Origin of the sequence: Clostridium sp. ZBS15 (assembly GCF_023845705.1) — a bacterium.
Lineage (GTDB): Bacteria > Bacillota > Clostridia > Clostridiales > Clostridiaceae > Clostridium > Clostridium aquiflavi.
In genome coordinates, this window is sequence record NZ_JAMQHY010000025.1 from 1 (window position 1) to 14,764 (window position 14,764).

The window sequence follows — 14,764 nt, forward strand, 5'->3', positions numbered from 1 at the left end:
TAACGCTTAATTTTAATAATATATTAAAAAGGAATAAAATGGACTGGGTGCTGAACCTGGTCCTTTCAAAGGAAGTTGACATTTTACATATTGTATGATATTGTGTAAAAAGTAACGCTTAAATAAGAGATTTAATCTTTTGAACTATTATATATAAAAATTGGAGGTGCAGTTATGAGAACTAAAATAACTTTAGCATGCACAGAGTGTAAACAAAGAAATTACGATTCTATGAAAAACAAAAAGAACAACCCAGATAGATTAGAAATGAACAAATATTGCAGATTTTGCAAAAAGCACACACTTCATAGAGAAACAAAATAGAAGTAATAAAGTGTGACATATACTTAATTACGTTTAAGGAAGTGAAGTTATGTCAGTAAAAGATATTGCAAAAACTAAAGATGCTCCTAAAAATGGCGGCTTACTTAGTTTTTTTAGAGAGGTTAAGGCCGAACTTAAAATAATAACTTGGCCTTCAAAGGATGAGACAAAAAAAGCATTTGTTGCAGTAGGTGTATTCGCCATAATATATATAATATTAGTTGGTGGATTAGATTTTATTTTCAAGAACCTCTTTGAAATGATTTTTAATTTTAAGTAAAGGGAGGTTTGGGTGATCTTTTATTCACCTATACAAGTATGAGTGATATAGCAAGATGGTATGTAGTGCATACATACTCAGGATACGAAAATAAGGTTAAAGCAAACCTAGAAAAAGCAATTGAAAACAGAAGTCTTGAATCACTAATTTATGACATGCAAGTGCCTATGGAAGAAGTGATTGAAGAAAAAGATGGCAAACAAAAAGTCTCATTAAAAAAGAAATTTCCTGGTTATGTATTGATAAAAATGCTGATGACTGATGAATCTTGGTATGTTGTAAGAAACACAAGAGGAGTCACAGGATTTGTAGGACCAGGATCAAAGCCTGTTCCTCTTTCTGACGAAGAAGTGGAAACAATGGGAGTTTTAGAAATGCCTGTTGATATTGACTTGGAAGTAGGGGAAAGTATAAGAATTATCTCAGGACCTTTAATGGATTCAGTAGCAAAAATACAAGAGATAGTTTTAGAAAAGAAAAAGATAAAGGCTTTAGTAGATATGTTTGGCAGGGAAACACTTGCTGAACTAGACTTTAATCAAGTTGAAAAATTAGTTTAATTTAAATATAAGCTAATTTTAAATAAGTGGGAGGACAAAAAAGTCCGTATATACCACAGTGTAGGAGGAATAACGAAAATGGCTAAAAAAGTAACTGGAATGATTAAACTTCAACTTCAAGCAGGTAAGGCAACACCAGCACCACCTGTTGGTCCAGCTTTAGGTCAACATGGTGTAAACATAATGGGATTCTGTAAGGAGTTTAACGCAAAAACAGCAAATCAAGCTGGGTTAATAATACCAGTAGTTATAACTGTTTACCAAGATAGATCTTTTAGTTTCATATTAAAGACTCCTCCAGCTGCTGTTCTAATCAAGAAAGAATTAGGATTAGAAAGTGGATCAGGAGTACCTAACAGAACAAAAGTAGGAAGTTTAACTAAAGAACAAGTTAAAAAGATTGCTGAAACTAAAATGCCAGACTTAAATGCTGCTAGCATCGAAACAGCTATGAAAATGATCGAAGGTACAGCAAGAAGTATGGGAGTAACAATTCAAGAGTAATTCGTAAAAATAAGTGGGAGGTAAAAACCGCTAATACCACAGAGGAGGCTTATAATGGGAAAGAAATATATTGAAAGTTCAAAGTTAATAGATAAAAGTGCTTTATACAGCTCAACTGAAGCATTAGATTTAACTGTAAAAACTGCAAAAGCAAACTTTGATGAAACAATTGAACTACATGTAAGACTTGGAGTAGATCCAAGACATGCAGATCAACAAGTTAGAGGAGCAGTTGTATTACCTAATGGAACTGGTAAAACAGTTAGAGTTCTTGTTTTTGCTAAGGGAGATAAGGCTACTGAAGCTCAAGAAGCTGGAGCAGATTTCGTTGGAGCTGAAGATTTAGTTCAAAAGATCCAATCAGAAAACTGGTTTGATTATGATGTAGTTGTTGCAACTCCAGATATGATGGGTGTAGTTGGTAGAATTGGTAGAGTATTAGGACCTAAGGGATTAATGCCTAATCCAAAATCAGGTACAGTAACATTTGACGTTGCTAAAGCAATTGCTGAAATTAAAGCTGGTAAAGTAGAATATAGAGTTGATAAAACTTCTATAGTTCATTGCCCAATTGGAAAGAAATCTTTTGGAACTGAAAAGTTAAAAGAAAACTTTACAACATTAATGGAAGCTTTAGTTAAAGCTAAACCAGCAGCTGCTAAGGGACAATATTTAAAATCAATTACTGTTTCTAGCACAATGGGACCAGGAGCAAAAATTAATCCAACAAAAGCTTTAGATTAATATTGACATAATGAATTAAATGTGATATATTTTAATTCGTTGTGAAAGTTAAAAATATATTTTCCATAGACAGTAGGTGCGAGAGCATAAAGTTTAAACTACCTACCGAGGTATATAATAAGTAAGTTTATTATAGATCTTCTCTGTCTATGGGAAGATCTTTTTTAATAGAATTAAGCAGTTTAAAACTGTGAGGAGGTGGATCATAGCATGAACAAGAACAGACAACTTAAAGAAGCAAAAGTTGCTGAAATTAAAGAAAAGTTAGAAAAAGCAAAAGCAGTTGTGTTCGCTAAGTATCAAGGCTTAACAGTTGAAGAAGATACAGCTCTTAGAAAAAATTTAAGAGAAGCTGGCGTAGAATACAAAGTATATAAAAATACTTTAGTAAGTATAGCAGCTAAAGAATTAGGTTTAGACGGTGCTGTTGAATACTTAGAAGGACCAGTAGCTATTGCATTTGGATATGAAGATGTTACTGTAGGAGCTAGAGTCCTAAATGATTTTGCAAAAGATCATAAGAAGTTAGAATTAAAAGCTGGTGTTGTAGAAGGAGAAATCTACGATGCAGATAAAATCAAACAACTTGCTACAATTCCTTCAAAAGAAGTTCTTATTGCAAAACTTCTTGGAAGTATCAAGTCTCCACTATCAAACTTTGCATACTTATTAAGTGCAATTAAAGATAGTAAGGAATCAGAATCAGCTGAATAATGCTGAATAAAAAACAATTATAAATTTTATGAAAAAATTTCGGAGGTGCTATTTAAAATGACAAGAGAAGATATCATTCAAGCTATAAAAGAAATGAGCGTTTTAGAATTAAATGAATTAGTAAAAGCTTGCGAAGAAGAATTTGGAGTAAGCGCAGCTGCTCCGGTTGCTGTAGCAGGAGCTGTAGCAGGTGGTGCTGCAGAAGAAAAAACTGAATTTGATGTAATACTAGCTAGTGCTGGTGCAAACAAAATCAAAGTTATAAAAGCAGTTAGAGAAATCACTGGATTAGGATTAAAAGAAGCTAAAGAAATAGTTGATGGAGCTCCTAAGACATTAAAAGAAGCTGTATCTAAAGAAGAAGCAGAAGACATGAAAGCTAAATTAGCTGAAGTTGGAGCAGAAGTAGAAGTTAAATAATTTAATTTCTTATATATAAAAAAGGTGCTTATATAGCACCTTTTTTAAACTCATTTTATAAAGCTATATAAAATGTTGATTTATATAGTAAATATTTTATATAGCTTTATAGCTATTGAAGTGTTAATATATCTAAATTTTTCCTAAAAAAATTACGTCATTAATATATTGACAATGAAATTTTTATATGATAGTATCATATAATGTACTTAACCATGATAGTGGGTAAGTGTATATATGTGGGAAAAATAAGTATAATCTGATCAAAAATGGTTATACTGAAAGAAGACGCTATCCGAAAGCATAAGTCCTTAGAGGAAGTATGTTTTTTGGTTATTTTACTTTATACAAGGGGTGAAAGTTGATGGTACATCCTGTCCAAGTTGGAAAAAGAACGAGAATGAGTTTTGGTAAAGTCAAAGACGTTACAGAAATGCCAAATCTAATTGAAGTGCAATTAGATTCATATCAGTGGTTTTTAAGAGAAGGACTGCACGAAGTTTTTGGCGATATCAATCCTATTACAAATTTTACAGGAAATTTAGTGCTAGAATTTGTAGATTATAAGCTTGATATGGATAATATTAAGTATTCTGTTGAAGAGTGTAAAGAAAGAGATGCAACTTATGCAGCACCGTTAAAAGTTTCAGTAAGATTACAAAACAATGAAACTGGTGAAATTAAAGAACAAGAAGTGTTTATGGGAGACTTCCCATTAATGACTGAACAAGGTACTTTTATAATTAATGGTGCAGAAAGAGTTATTGTAAGCCAATTAGTTAGATCACCAGGGGTATATTACAATTATTCAATTGATAAAACTGGTAAGAAATTATATTCAGCTACAGTAATTCCAAACAGAGGTGCTTGGTTAGAGTATGAAACAGACTCTAATGATATTATTTATGTAAGAATTGATAAAACAAGAAAACTTCCAATAACAATTTTAGCAAGAGCTATGGGATTTGGAAGCGATCAAGAATTATTAGACTTCTTTGGTGAAGATGAAAGATTCAGAGCAAGTATTGAAAAAGATAATACTAAGACTAGAGAAGAAGGATTACTTGAAATATATAAAAGATTAAGACCAGGTGAGCCACCAACGGTAGATAGTGCAATATCATTAATAGACTCATTATTTTTTGATGCTAAAAGATATGATTTATCTAGAGTTGGAAGATATAAGTTCAATAAAAAGCTTGCATTAAATTTAAGAATTGCTAATCAAATAGCAGCAATGGATGTAATTAATCCATCTACTGGAGAAATTATGGTTGAAAAAGGCCAAAAAATCAGTAGATTATTATCAGAAGACATTCAAAATGCAGGAATAAAATCAGTAGACATATTAGTTGATGATAAACTTGTTAGAGTTATTAGCAATAATTTTGTAGATATAACGAAACAAGTACCTTTTGACGTAAGTGATTTACAAATAAAGGAATTGGTACATTATCCAACTTTAAGAGAAATATTAGATAATTATTCTGATGAAGCAACTATAAAAGAAGAAATTAAGAAAAATTTAAGTAGACTTATTCCAAAACATATCATAAAAGATGATATATTTGCAACTATTAGTTATGAACTAGGATTGCCTTATGGAATAGGTTATGTTGACGATATAGATCATTTGGGAAATAGAAGATTAAGATCAGTAGGAGAATTATTACAAAATCAATTTAGAATTGGTTTATCTAGAATGGAAAGAGTAGTTAAAGAAAGAATGACTATTCAGGACCAAGAATCAATAACTCCTCAAATGTTAATTAATATAAGACCAGTAGCAGCAGCTATTAAAGAATTCTTTGGTAGTTCACAATTATCTCAATTCATGGATCAAACAAATCCATTATCAGAATTAACACATAAGAGAAGATTATCAGCTTTAGGACCAGGAGGTCTTTCAAGAGAAAGAGCTGGTTTCGAAGTTAGAGACGTTCATCATTCTCATTATGGTAGAATGTGTCCAATAGAAACACCAGAAGGTCCAAATATAGGACTTATAAACTCATTAGCTACTTTTGCTAGAGTTAATGAATATGGATTTATAGAAACACCATATAGAATTATAGATAAAGAAAATGCTAGAGCAACTGATGAAATAAGATATTTTACAGCTGACGAAGAAGATCAATGCTTAATTGCTCAAGCAAAAGAGCCATTAGATGAAAATGGTTATTTTGTAGACAAAAAAGTAACTGTTAGATACTTAGAAGATGTATTAGTAGTTCCAGCAACAGATGTTGACTTAATGGACGTATCTGCAAGACAAATTGTATCAGTGGCAACAGCTATGATACCTTTCCTTGAAAATGATGACGCATCAAGAGCACTTATGGGATCTAACATGCAACGTCAAGCGGTTCCATTATTAAAACCTCAAGCACCAATCGTTGGTACTGGAATAGAATTTAAAGCAGCGGTAGATTCTGGAGTTCTTCCAAAGGCTAAAAATGCCGGTATTGTTACATTTGTATCTGCTAATGAAATTAGAGTGAAGAGAGACTCAGATGGAGGAACTGATAACTATAGATTACTTAAGTTTAAGAGAAGTAACCAAAGTAGTTGTATAAATCAAAGACCTATAGTAACTAAAGGTGAAATAGTATTTAAGAACCAAGTTCTTGCAGATGGTCCTTCAACTGATTTAGGAGAAATAGCATTAGGTAAGAACATAAGAATGGGATTTATAACTTGGGAAGGTTATAATTACGAAGATGCTATGCTTATTTCAGAAGAACTAGTAAGAGAAGATGTATTCACATCTATGCATATTGAAGAATATGAATGTGAAGCAAGAGACACTAAACTAGGACCAGAAGAAATAACTAGAGATATACCTAATGTAAGCGAAGATGCACTTAAAGATATAGATGATAGAGGTATTATCAGAATCGGTGCTGAAGTAAGATCAGGAGATATCTTAGTTGGTAAAGTTACACCTAAGGGAGAAACTGAACTTACAGCAGAAGAAAGATTATTAAGAGCAATATTTGGAGAAAAAGCAAGAGAAGTTAGAGATACTTCTTTAAGAGTTCCTCATGGAGAAGCTGGAATAATCGTTGATATTAAAGTATTTACAAGAGAAAATGGAGATGAATTAAATCCAGGAGTAAATGAACTTGTAAGATGCTATATAGTTCAAAAGAGAAAAATATCAGTAGGAGATAAGATGGCTGGACGTCATGGTAATAAAGGGGTTATTTCAAGAATATTACCTGAAGAAGATATGCCATTCTTACCAGACGGTAGACCATTACAAATATGCTTAAATCCGCTAGGCGTACCTTCACGTATGAACATCGGTCAAGTACTTGAAGTGCATTTAGGTTGGGCTGCTAGCAAATTAGGTTGGCATATAGCAACACCTGTATTTGATGGAGCTACTGAAAGTGAAATTGAAGAATGCTTAGTAAAAGCAGGATATAATGCAAATGGAAAAACTGTACTATATGATGGTAGAACAGGGGAACCATTTGATAACCTAGTAACAGTAGGTATAATGTATATCTTAAAACTTGCCCATCTAGTTGATGATAAGATTCATGCTAGATCAACAGGTCCATATTCTTTAGTTACACAACAACCACTAGGGGGTAAAGCTCAATTCGGTGGTCAAAGATTTGGAGAAATGGAAGTTTGGGCTCTTGAAGCCTATGGAGCAGCTCATACATTACAAGAAATATTAACTGTTAAATCAGATGATGTTGTAGGTAGAGTAAAAACATATGAAGCTATTGTTAAGGGTGAAAATATACCTGAACCAGGAGTGCCAGAGTCATTTAAAGTACTTATAAAAGAACTTCAAGCATTATGCTTAGATGTTAAAGTTTTAAATGAAAATCATCAAGAAGTTAGCTTAAAAGAATATGCTGATGAAGAAATGGCAGATTTAGAAGTTAATATAGAAGGTTCAGAAGAAAGCACTCCAGTAGTAGAGAGCAACACTGAAGAAGTTGAAGACGGATATAGAGAAGATCTTGATGAAATTGAATATGATGAAAATTTTGAAATAGAAACACTTGAAACTGATCTAGAATTAGATGATTTTAATGATGAACATTAATTTTGAAGGGAGGATTTACCCTTGTTTGAGTTAAATAATTTTGATGCCATACAAATTGGTTTAGCATCTCCAGAACAAATAAGAGAGTGGTCAAGAGGAGAAGTAAAAAAACCTGAAACTATTAATTACAGAACATTAAAGCCAGAAAAAGATGGTCTTTTCTGTGAAAGAATATTTGGACCTATGAAAGACTGGGAATGTCATTGTGGAAAATATAAGAGAGTAAGATATAAAGGTATCGTTTGTGACAGATGTGGAGTTGAAGTTACAAAGGCTAAAGTAAGAAGAGAAAGAATGGGGCACATTGAACTGGCTGCTCCAGTTTCTCACATTTGGTACTTTAAGGGAATTCCATCAAGAATGGGATTATTAATGGATATGTCACCAAGAGCTTTAGAAAAAGTTTTATATTTTGCATCTTATATAGTAATAGATCCAAAAGAAACACCATTATTAAAGAAACAATTGCTTAATGAAAAAGAATATAGAGAAGCAATAGATAAATATGGTGATGATAGCTTTGTTGCCGGAATGGGTGCTGAAGCAATTCAAGAATTACTTGGAGAAATAGACTTAGTAGCTGGTGCTAAAGAACTTAAAGAAGACTTAAAGCAAAGCACAGGTCAAAAAAGAGTAAGAATTATAAGAAGATTAGAAGTTGTAGAATCTTTTGCTAAGTCAGGAAATGATCCTAAATGGATGATTATAAATGTAATTCCTGTAATTCCACCAGATTTAAGACCTATGGTTCAATTAGATGGAGGAAGATTTGCAACATCTGATTTAAATGATTTATATAGAAGAGTTATTAACAGAAACAATAGATTAAAGAAATTATTAGATTTAGGAGCACCAGATATCATTGTAAGAAATGAAAAAAGAATGCTTCAAGAAGCAGTAGATGCTCTTATTGATAATGGTAGAAGAGGTAGACCGGTAACGGGTCCAGGAAATAGACCTTTAAAATCTCTTTCAGATATGTTAAAGGGTAAACAAGGTAGATTTAGACAAAACTTACTTGGTAAGAGAGTTGACTATTCTGGTAGATCAGTTATCGTTGTTGGACCAGAATTAAAAATGTATCAATGTGGACTTCCAAAAGAAATGGCTTTAGAGTTATTTAAACCATTTGTTATGAAGAAATTAGTTCAAGATGGAATTGCACATAATATAAAGAGTGCTAAGAGGATGGTAGAAAGAGTTTTACCACAAGTATGGGATGTGTTAGAAGAAGTTATTACTGATCATCCAGTATTACTTAATCGTGCTCCTACACTACATAGATTAGGAATTCAAGCGTTCCAACCTGTATTAGTAGAAGGAAGAGCAATTAAATTACATCCATTAGCATGTACAGCGTATAATGCTGACTTTGATGGAGACCAAATGGCTGTCCATGTACCGCTATCAGTAGAAGCTCAAGCAGAAGCAAGATTCTTAATGTTAGCAGCAGGAAATATTTTAAAACCATCTGATGGTAAACCAGTTTGTGTACCAACACAAGATATGGTTCTTGGTTCTTACTACTTAACCATGGATAGAACTGGCGCTAAGGGAGAAGGCATGACTTTCTCTAATAAAGATGAGGCTGTTATGGCTTATGAATCTAAATATATAGATATTCATGCGCAAATCAATGTTAGAGTATACAAAGAAATAGATGGAGTAGTAAAATCAGGAATAATAAAAACTACAGTAGGAAAACTTATATTTAATGAATCAATTCCTCAAGATTTAGGATTTGTTAATAGAGAAAATGAAAAAGAAAAATTTGATTTAGAAATAGATTTCCTAGTAACTAAGAAATCATTAGGAAAAGTAATAGATCAAAGTTATATGCTACATGGTCCTACGAAAACATCAATAATGCTTGATAATATTAAAGCATTAGGATATCATTATTCATCAATTGGTGCGGTAACAGTTGCAGCATCAGATATGATAGTACCTCCAGTTAAATACGATTTACTACATGAAGCAGATGAAACAATAGATAAAATCGAAAAAATGTATAAAAGAGGATTTATATCTGAAGATGAAAGATATGAAAGAGTTATAGAAAAATGGACTAAGACAACAGAAGAAGTTGCCGATGCATTAATGGATAGTTTGGATAAATTTAATCCAATCTACATGATGGCAGATTCAGGAGCCAGAGGATCTAAATCTCAAATCAAGCAATTAGCTGGTATGAGAGGACTTATGGCAAGTCCATCAGGAAAAATCCTTGAATTACCAATCAGAGCATCATTTAGAGAAGGTCTTGATGTATTAGAATACTTTATATCTACTCATGGAGCTAGAAAAGGTAATGCTGATACAGCGTTAAAAACAGCGGATTCAGGTTATTTAACAAGAAGACTTGTTGATGTTTGTCAAGATGTAATTGTAAGGGAAGAAGACTGTGGAACAGATGACGGAATATACGTATCTGAAATAAAAGAAGGTTCTGAAGTAATCGAAGAATTAAAAGAAAGATTAATTGGTAGATATACTGCAGAAGATATAGTTGATCCTAATAGTGGAGACGTAATAGTAGCTAAAAATGAATATATGAATCCAGTAATAGCTGATAAAGTTGTTTATGCTGGAATCAAAAAAGTTAAGATAAGATCTGCATTCACGTGTGATTGTAAAGTTGGTGTATGTGCCAAGTGTTATGGAATGAATATGGCTACAGCTAAGAAGATTGATATAGGAGAAGCTGTTGGTATAATAGCAGCTCAATCAATTGGAGAACCAGGAACACAGCTTACAATGAGAACATTCCATACAGGTGGAGTTGCAGGATCAGATATTACTCAAGGTTTACCTAGAGTTGAAGAATTATTTGAAGCTAGAAAACCAAAGGGGCTTGCTATAGTAAGTGAAATAAATGGTAATGTAAGAATTGAAGAAACTAAGAAAAAGAGAGCTGTATTTGTTATGGATGCAGATGGAGAAGAACGTAGCTATGATATCCCATTTGGATCAAGATTAAAAGTATCTGATGGAGATTATATTGAAGCTGGAGATGAGATAACAGAAGGATCAGTAAATCCTCATGATATTATGAACATTAAAGGTGTAGATGGAGCTAGAAGATATTTACTTTCAGAAGTTCAAAAAGTATATAGACTACAAGGGGTTGATATTAATGATAAGCACCTTGAAGTAGTTGTAAAACAAATGACTAGAAAAGTAAAAGTTCTTGAATCTGGTGATACTGAGTTATTACCTGGAACAATGATAGATATTTTTGATTTCCAAGAAGCAAATGCTAAAGTTAGAGAATTTGGTGGAGAAGAGGCTAAAGGCGAACAATCTTTACTAGGTATTACTAAAGCAGCATTAGCTACAGATAGTTTCTTATCAGCAGCTTCATTCCAAGAAACTACTAGAGTTCTTACAGAAGCAGCTATAAAAGGAAAAGTTGATCCATTAATAGGATTAAAGGAAAATGTAATCATAGGTAAATTGATACCAGCTGGAACAGGTATGATGAGATACAGAGGGTTAAATTTAAACACAAAAAATGAAAAAATAGAAGAAAATGAGATAGAAATAGTTGAATAATTAATTTTATTGACATGCGTATATTAAAATGATAAAATACAGTTTGTGTGGCTGTTAAAAGCCACACAAACATATTTGTGAATAATACATCATGAAGGCAAATTTAGTTTGTCTTCATGAGTTTTTATCAAAATGTATATTTATGTAAAACTTGTATTTAAGTATAAGCTATAATGAATGTTATAGTGATATATTAATTATTAAGTAAATGATTAGCTTTAATTAAAGCTAATTACATTTATATAATTTAGTGTTTATCTTAATTTAATATAGATAAATAAATTTCGGGAGGTGAAAAAATGCCAACTATTAGCCAATTAGTAAGAAAAGGCAGAAAGTCAACAGCAGTAAAATCAACTGCACCAGCACTTAAAGAATGCCCTCAAAAAAGAGGAGTATGTACTGTAGTAAAAACTACAACTCCAAAGAAGCCTAACTCAGCGTTAAGAAAAATTGCAAGAGTAAGACTTACAAACGGATTTGAAGTAACTGCATACATTGGTGGTGTAGGCCATAACTTACAAGAACATAGTGTTGTTCTTATAAGAGGTGGTAGAGTTAAGGACCTTCCTGGTGTAAGATACCATATTGTAAGAGGTGCGTTAGACTGCGCAGGCGTAGCTAACAGAATGCAAGGAAGATCAAAATACGGTGCTAAGAAACCTAAGCAAAAATAAGGTTAACTTAGTTTAGTGCTAATCTTCGCATTTACATAGATTTGTAATTTTAGTTTATATAGATGTATGAGGAGAACACTTTACGGTATAAAAAAATACCGAGTACCGATGAACTTAAATTTAAATTGTTAAGGAGGGAAGAAAAGTGCCAAGAAAAGGACATATAGCAAAAAGAGATGTATTACCAGATCCAGTATACAATTCAAAAGTTGTTACAAAATTCATAAACAGCATAATGGAAGATGGTAAAAAAGGTGTAGCTCAAAAAATCTGTTACGAAGCATTTGAATTAATCGCTCAAAGAAGTGGTAAGGAAGCTTTAGAAGTTTTTGAAGAAGCTATGAACAATGTAATGCCATTACTAGAAGTTAAAGCCAGAAGAATAGGTGGTGCAACATACCAAGTTCCTATGGAAGTTAGAACAGAAAGAAGACAGACTTTAGGAATAAGATGGATGTTAATAGCCGCTAGAAAAAGAGGCGAAAAGTTAATGTGCGAAAGAGTTGCAGGAGAATTATTAGATGCATCTAATAATACTGGAGCAGCTGTTAAAAAGAGAGAAGATACTCATAAAATGGCAGAAGCTAATAAAGCATTTGCTCATTACAGATACTAATATATATATAAACTGTTTTGGCTTACGCCAAGACAGTTTTGTCAAATTTAAACTTACTATTTGAGAGGAGGACAATTAATGGCTAGAAAATATCCTTTAGATAAATTTCGTAATTTCGGTATAATGGCTCATATTGATGCGGGTAAAACAACAACAACTGAGCGTATATTATTTTATACAGGAATAAATCACAAAATAGGTGAAACTCATGATGGAGCTTCTACAATGGACTGGATGGTTCAAGAACAAGAAAGAGGTATAACAATTACTTCTGCAGCTACAACATGTGCGTGGAAAGAACATGAACTTAATATAATTGATACTCCTGGACACGTAGACTTCACAGTAGAAGTTGAAAGATCGTTAAGAGTACTTGATGGTGCTGTTACAGTTTTAGACGCAAAGAGTGGGGTTGAACCTCAAACTGAAACTGTTTGGAGACAGGCGGATAAATATGGTGTTCCAAGAATGATTTATGTTAATAAGATGGATGCAACAGGTGCAGATTTCTTTAGATGTATAAGTACTGTAAGAGATAGATTAAAAGGAAATGCAGTTCCAATACAAATTCCAATAGGGAACGAAGAAAACTTCCAAGGTATGATTGATCTTATAAGAAACGTTGCTATCATATTCCACGATGATCTTGGAAAAGATATGAGAGAAGAAGCTATACCAGCTGAATATGCTGAAAAAGCTGAAGAATATAGAGCAGCAATGATCGAAGCAATTGCTGAAGCTGATGAAGAATTAATGATGAAATACTTAGATGGAGAAGAAATCACTGAGGAAGAATTAAAAGCTGGCTTAAGAAAAGCTACTATAGCTAATGAAATTTACCCTTGTATATGTGGTTCTTCATATAAGAATAAAGGTGTTCAACAAATGATAGATGGTGTTGTTGATTACTTACCATCACCATTAGATATTCCAGCTGTAAAAGGTACTAACTTAGAGGGAGAAGAGGCTGAAAGAAGTGCTTCTGATGGAGAACCATTATCAGCGCTAGCATTCAAAATCGCTACAGATCCATTCGTAGGAAAGTTAGCATATACAAGAATTTATTCTGGTATAATGGAAAGTGGTTCATACGTTCTTAACTCAACTAAGGGTAAGAAAGAAAGAATTGGTAGACTTGTTAAGATGCACTCTAACTCAAGACAAGAAGTTGAATCATTAGAAGCAGGGGAATTAGGAGCAGTAATCGGACTAAAGAACACAAGTACTGGTGACACTTTATGTTCAGAAAAAGAACCTATAATCCTTGAATCAATGGAATTCCCAGAACCAGTTATTTCTGTAGCTATCGAACCAAAAACTAAGGCAGCTCAAGAAAAAATGGGAATGGCTTTAGCTAAATTAGCTGAAGAAGATCCAACTTTCAAGACTTGGACTAATGAAGAAACAGGTCAAACAATTATCGCTGGTATGGGTGAATTACACTTAGATATCATCGTTGATAGACTTAAGAGAGAATTTAAAGTTGAATGTAACGTTGGAGCTCCACAAGTTGCTTATAAAGAAACAATTAGAAAAGCTGTTAAAGCAGAAGCTAAATATGCTAAACAATCAGGTGGTAAAGGTCAATACGGTCATGCTGTAATTGAAATGGAACCAACTGAAGGAGAATACGTATTTGAAAATGCAATTGTTGGAGGAGCTATTCCTAGAGAATATATTCCAGCTGTTGACAATGGTATTCAAGAAGCATCTTTAAATGGTATAATTGCTGGATACAATGTTATTAACTTTAAAGTTAGATTAGTACACGGTTCATACCATGAAGTTGACTCATCAGAAATGGCATTTAAGATTGCAGGATCTATGGCATTTAAAAATGCTATGTCTAAAGCAGATCCAGTACTTCTTGAACCAATGATGAAAGTTGAAATAACAGTTCCTGAAGAATACATGGGAGATGTTATTGGAGACGTTAATTCAAGAAGAGGTAGAATGGAAGGAATGGAAGCTGTTAATGGTGCTCAAGTTATTAGAGCGTTCGTACCATTATCAGAAATGTTCGGATATGCTACATCTTTAAGATCAAGAACTCAAGGTAGAGGGGTTTACTCAATGGTATTCGATCACTACGAAGAAGTTCCAAAGAGTATTCAAGAACAAGTTGCTGGAAACAAATCTAAATAATATAGATTATATTTTGAAATCTAATATAAGATTTTAAATCATTTCATAATAAGGGAGGAATTTTACAATGTCAAAAGAAAAATTTGAGAGAAGTAAACCACACGTAAATATTGGAACAATCGGTCACGTAGACCACGGTAAGACAACATTAACAGC

At 32.8% G+C, this 14,764-nt stretch carries 13 protein-coding genes and 1 other annotated feature; all 13 genes read left to right on the forward strand.

All coding sequences use genetic code 11. From position 1 onward, the window contains the following. Positions 1-174 precede the first annotated feature (174 nt). Positions 175-324 (forward strand): 50S ribosomal protein L33, encoded by a 150-nt coding sequence (gene rpmG / locus NG904_RS08325; protein ID WP_012449883.1) that lies wholly within the window; start codon positions 175-177, stop codon positions 322-324. A 49-nt stretch (positions 325-373) separates the two neighbouring features. Continuing rightward, positions 374-604, forward strand: coding sequence for a preprotein translocase subunit SecE (gene secE / locus NG904_RS08330; protein ID WP_252214979.1), 231 nt, complete (start codon positions 374-376; stop codon positions 602-604). A gap of 38 nt (positions 605-642) precedes the next feature. Then, positions 643-1,164: a transcription termination/antitermination protein NusG gene (gene nusG, locus NG904_RS08335; protein ID WP_252231055.1), complete on the forward strand. Its 522-nt coding sequence runs from the start codon at positions 643-645 to the stop codon at positions 1,162-1,164. A 78-nt stretch (positions 1,165-1,242) separates the two neighbouring features. Continuing rightward, positions 1,243-1,668, forward strand: a complete 426-nt coding sequence (gene rplK / locus NG904_RS08340) for a 50S ribosomal protein L11 (RefSeq protein ID WP_003371022.1) — start codon at positions 1,243-1,245, stop codon at positions 1,666-1,668. Positions 1,669-1,722: 54 nt separating this feature from the next. After that, positions 1,723-2,412, forward strand: coding sequence for a 50S ribosomal protein L1 (gene rplA / locus NG904_RS08345; protein ID WP_252231057.1), 690 nt, complete (start codon positions 1,723-1,725; stop codon positions 2,410-2,412). 45 nt (positions 2,413-2,457) lie between these two features. After that, positions 2,458-2,587: a sequence feature (ribosomal protein L10 leader region), on the forward strand. A gap of 35 nt (positions 2,588-2,622) precedes the next feature. Next, positions 2,623-3,126, forward strand: coding sequence for a 50S ribosomal protein L10 (gene rplJ / locus NG904_RS08350; protein ID WP_252231059.1), 504 nt, complete (start codon positions 2,623-2,625; stop codon positions 3,124-3,126). A 57-nt stretch (positions 3,127-3,183) separates the two neighbouring features. Continuing rightward, positions 3,184-3,546 (forward strand): 50S ribosomal protein L7/L12, encoded by a 363-nt coding sequence (gene rplL / locus NG904_RS08355; protein ID WP_003374668.1) that lies wholly within the window; start codon positions 3,184-3,186, stop codon positions 3,544-3,546. A gap of 364 nt (positions 3,547-3,910) precedes the next feature. After that, on the forward strand, positions 3,911-7,615 hold the full coding sequence (gene rpoB / locus NG904_RS08360; protein ID WP_252231061.1) for a DNA-directed RNA polymerase subunit beta: 3,705 nt from the start codon (positions 3,911-3,913) through the stop codon (positions 7,613-7,615). 21 nt (positions 7,616-7,636) lie between these two features. Further along, entirely contained in the window at positions 7,637-11,170 is a 3,534-nt protein-coding gene (gene rpoC, locus NG904_RS08365; protein WP_252231063.1) for a DNA-directed RNA polymerase subunit beta', read from the forward strand. 299 nt (positions 11,171-11,469) lie between these two features. Further along, positions 11,470-11,847 carry a 30S ribosomal protein S12 gene (gene rpsL / locus NG904_RS08370; protein ID WP_003369958.1) on the forward strand — a complete coding sequence of 126 codons (378 nt, stop codon included), beginning with the start codon at positions 11,470-11,472 and terminating at the stop codon, positions 11,845-11,847. 145 nt (positions 11,848-11,992) lie between these two features. Then, positions 11,993-12,463: a 30S ribosomal protein S7 gene (gene rpsG, locus NG904_RS08375; RefSeq protein WP_003372509.1), complete on the forward strand. Its 471-nt coding sequence runs from the start codon at positions 11,993-11,995 to the stop codon at positions 12,461-12,463. 78 nt (positions 12,464-12,541) lie between these two features. Beyond that, complete coding sequence (gene fusA, locus NG904_RS08380; RefSeq protein WP_252231065.1) at positions 12,542-14,608, forward strand: elongation factor G; 2,067 nt, start codon at positions 12,542-12,544, stop codon at positions 14,606-14,608. A 67-nt stretch (positions 14,609-14,675) separates the two neighbouring features. Then, on the forward strand, positions 14,676-14,764 hold an 89-nt coding region (locus tag NG904_RS08385), incomplete at its 3' end, for a GTP-binding protein (protein ID WP_252231067.1).